Source organism: Mycobacterium asiaticum (genome assembly GCF_001668675.1).
In the GTDB taxonomy this organism is placed as follows: domain Bacteria; phylum Actinomycetota; class Actinomycetes; order Mycobacteriales; family Mycobacteriaceae; genus Mycobacterium; species Mycobacterium asiaticum_D.
Map to the genome: position 1 here is coordinate 1 of NZ_LZKQ01000216.1, position 3,569 is coordinate 3,569.

The 3,569-nt window shown below is 67.5% G+C and carries 3 protein-coding genes and 1 pseudogene; 2 read left to right on the forward strand and 2 right to left on the reverse strand.

Translation table 11 applies throughout. From position 1 onward, the window contains the following. A partial coding sequence (locus tag A9X01_RS18735; protein ID WP_366663700.1) for a serine/threonine-protein kinase occupies nucleotides 1-967 on the reverse strand: 967 nt, incomplete at its 3' end. Between the two features lie 184 nt (nucleotides 968-1,151). On the opposite strand from A9X01_RS18735, the gene A9X01_RS18740 reads away from it, so the two are divergent. Both A9X01_RS18740 and A9X01_RS18745 read left to right on the forward strand, forming a co-directional pair. After that, nucleotides 1,152-2,330, forward strand: coding sequence for an acyl-CoA dehydrogenase family protein (locus A9X01_RS18740; protein ID WP_065122192.1), 1,179 nt, complete (start codon nucleotides 1,152-1,154; stop codon nucleotides 2,328-2,330). 17 nt (nucleotides 2,331-2,347) lie between these two features. Beyond that, nucleotides 2,348-3,082 (forward strand): 3'(2'),5'-bisphosphate nucleotidase CysQ, encoded by a 735-nt coding sequence (locus A9X01_RS18745; protein WP_065122193.1) that lies wholly within the window; start codon nucleotides 2,348-2,350, stop codon nucleotides 3,080-3,082. Between the two features lie 155 nt (nucleotides 3,083-3,237). Here the strand turns inward: A9X01_RS18745 and A9X01_RS30600 are convergent. Beyond that, nucleotides 3,238-3,569 (reverse strand): annotated as a pseudogene (locus A9X01_RS30600) (hypothetical protein); the annotation flags it as partial.

Below are 3,569 nucleotides of genomic sequence, written 5' to 3' on the forward strand. Positions count from 1 at the left end.
CCGCGAGCACGAAGGTGGCCAGCAATGCCGCCGCCCACAAGCCGCGCCGCGAGGGAGGCGCCTCAGGTGGTGCGCCGATGAAGGTGTTGCTGCCCAACGCGGGCAACGGGGCCGTCATCACCCGCGTTGCCGGCCGAATCGGCGAGGTTGCCGGGTCCGCGCTGCCGAGGGCGGCGCGCATCTCTTTAGCCTGACCGAACTTCTGGCTGGGTTGGCGCGCCATTGCCCGTTCGATCACCGCGGCAAGATTCGGCCGGACATCCGGTCGCACAGCGGTCAGGGGCGCCGGCGACTGGCGCAGGATCGCGTGCGCCAACGACCCGAAGTCGTTTTGCGGGAACGGGCGGCGCCCGGTCAGGGCCTCATACCCGACAACTCCCAAGGAATACAGGTCATCGGCCGGGGTGGCCGGCTTGCCGGTCAACCGGTCCGGGCTCACATAGGCCATGCTGCCGACGATTTGGCCGGTCATGGTCTGCACGCCGCCGCTGGTCTTCGCGATTCCGAAATCGGCCAACTTGGCTTCGCCCGTCGCGGTGAACAGGATGTTGCCGGGCTTGACGTCGCGGTGCAGGATGCCGGCATCGTGCGCGACGGCAAGCGCGTCGAGAACGTCTTCGAGGACGGACTGGACGAACGGCTGGGGTAGCGGCCCGCGGGCGATGTGGTCGGCCAGTGACAGGCCGGGCAATCGCTCCATCACGATGAACGGCATCCCGTGGTGCTCTCCGACGTCGTGAACCACCACGATGTGCTGACTGCTCAACGCGGCGGCGGCGCGGGCCTCGGTCTCGAACCGCAGCCGGCTTTCCGGCCGTGATTCGCCGATCGGGCTGAGCAGTTTGATCGCCACCCGGCGGCCCAGCTTCGAGTCCCACCCCTCGCGAACCTCGGCCATGCCACCGCGGCCGAGCACCGGCCCCAGTTCATAGCGACCTGCGAGCAGTCCCGGAGGTGGCTCCAACACCGCCGCACCCGTGGGCTGGGGCTGGCGACTCGTGGGGCTTCCGGGCTGAGTTTCCATGTGTCGTCTTCAGGTCATGCAGGATCACGCGCGATTTCTGCCCGTTGGGGTAGCCGTATGTCCGGACAGCGAAACCTGCGGCGTACTGTTCACCATCGATCGGCGGTGAAGCGGCGATAGGAATCAGATGACGTCGGTTAGAGATGACCAGCTCGTTTCGCTGGCCCGCGGGATGCGCGAATTGGTGCGTGCCGAAGCCGCCGAATCCGAGCGCGAACGCACCATGACCGACGCGATCGTCGACGAGATGTGGGCCAGCGGGCTGATGACGGCACTGGGCCCCGCCCAGGCCGGCGGCATCGAGCCGTCGTTGCCCGAGATCATCGAGACCTGGATCGAAATGGCCTGGCAGGACGGCTCTTTCGGGTGGATCGGGATCGCTAATCTGCCGTCCCGGTTCGCCGCGGCCACCTACCTCCCCGACGAGGGTTTCGCCGAAGTGTTCACCGCACACGACAACCACGTCACCATGGGCGGGCAGTTCTTCCCCAACGGACAGGGTGCGGTCGTCGACGGCGGCTATCGGGTGAGTGGTTCGTGGAGTTTCGGCTCGGGCGTCGGTCACTCCCAGTACGTCGCGGCGGGGTTCTTTCCGATGGACGACGGCGAAATGCGCTGGGTTGGCGAGGGCATTCCCGAGATGCGGGTGGCGGTGATTCCGCGCGACGAGATTCAATTCAACGACGGCTGGCATGTGCAGGGTCTCAAGGGCACCGGTTCCTACGACTACAGCGCCGAAAACGTGTTCGTGCCCGCGGCCAGGACGTTCGGGCTGTTCGACCGTCACCCGTACCGAGGGACGTCGCCGGCCGCGCGGATGGGACTGATGCCGGTGACCGCCGCCGGGCACGCGTCGTGGGCGCTCGGAGTGGCCAAGAGCATGCTCGACGACGTCGCCGAGCTGGCGGCGACGAAATTCCGGATGAGTGACATGGCGTCGCTGGCCAGCCGGCCCACCTTCCAGAAAGGCCTGGCACACCACGTTGCGGCGTGGCGCGCGGCCCGGCTGCTGGTGCTCGACGCGTTCAGCACCGCCGAAACCGCGGTCGCGGCGGGGGAGGACCTGAACCCGACCCTGCGCGCGGACATGCGGGCGGCCGCCGTCTTCGCCACCGATACCGCGCGCGAATGTGCCGAGTGGGCCCACCTGGTGGCCGGCACCAGCTCGATCCGGGAGGGCAGCCGGCTCGAACGCGCCTTCCGTGACCTCTACACCGGCACTCAGCACGCGTTCATCAGCGAGAAGGTCGCGATGGACTGCGCGCAGATCTGGCTGGGCATCATCGACGATCAGTTCGGACTCTGATCTGTTTGACTGTTGCCATGACTGACCATGAGCTGGCCGCGCGACTGGCCACCGAGGCGGGCCGGTTGCTGCTCGGCGTCCGGGCCGAATTCGCCGAGGCCGACGCAAGCGAACGGAAAGCCGCGGGGGACAAGCGCTCTCACGACTTTCTGATGGAAGCGCTGGGCGCCGAGCGGCCCGACGATGCGGTGCTGTCCGAGGAAGGTGCCGACGATCCGGTGCGATTGCGCTCGGACCGGGTCTGGATCGTCGACCCGCTGGACGGTACGCGCGAGTTCTCCGAACTCGAGCGTGACGACTGGGCGGTGCATGTCGCGCTGTGGCAGGCCGGTGACCTCGTCGCCGGCGCGGTCGCCCTGCCCGCCCAGGGGATCACGTTGGCGACCCCGACGGTCGTGCCGCCGCCGGCCACCCCGGACAAGCCGCGGATCGTGGTGTCGCGTACCCGTCCACCCGCCATCGCGCTGGCAGTGCGGGACGAGCTTGACGGGATTCTGGTCGAAATGGGTTCTGCCGGAGCCAAAGTGGCCTCGATCGTGCAGGGACTCTCCGATGTGTACGTCCACGCCGGTGGCCAGTTCGAGTGGGATTCGGCCGCACCGGTGGCCGTCGCCCGGGCCGCCGGCCTGCACACCTCCCGCATCGACGGATCCGCATTGGCCTACAACCAGCCCGATCCCAAGCTGCCGGATCTGGTGGTGTGCCGTCCCGAATTCGCGGACGCCGTGCTGGCTGTCACCGGCCGTTCCTGAGCGGTCGCGGCCGGTCGTTCTGGGCCGGCTGGAATACGACTTTGCCCGCCCCGAGCAACTACTGTCTGGTTGAACTGGCAAGTCCCGGAAGGGATTAGCTAGTCCACCGACAGTGTCGCTCCAAGGCGGGCAACAGTCCATATCTCCCGGAGGGGCTACTTTGCCCCGCTGAACTTGGCGAGAACACCCGAGGCCACGCTGCCGCCGATGATCAACCCGATACCCAGCAGGAAGTCCACCGAGTCGGTGACCAGTCCCACCACGCCGGTGACGACGATGAACGTCGGCAACCATTCAACCATCTGCAGCATCGAGGGGACCTCCGCCGCCTCGCCGTTGTCCAGGTCGAACATGGCCGAGGCGTAGTCGGGGTAGAACTCGGTGAAGGCGATCGCGAAGAAGATCGCCGCCAACTGCAGGATCCAGCCGGTCCAGAAGTTGCCCGAGTCCTGCAGCACCGCGTCGCCGAAGAAACCGGCCGCCGCAG

Bases quoted from the DNA above. Each gene is read 5' to 3' on its own strand.
- A9X01_RS18740 (WP_065122192.1), top strand. From the start codon at position 1,152: ATGACGTCGGTTAGAGATGACCAGCTCGTTTCGCTGGCCCGCGGGATG.
- A9X01_RS18745 (WP_065122193.1), top strand. From the start codon at position 2,348: ATGACTGACCATGAGCTGGCCGCGCGACTGGCCACCGAGGCGGGCCGG.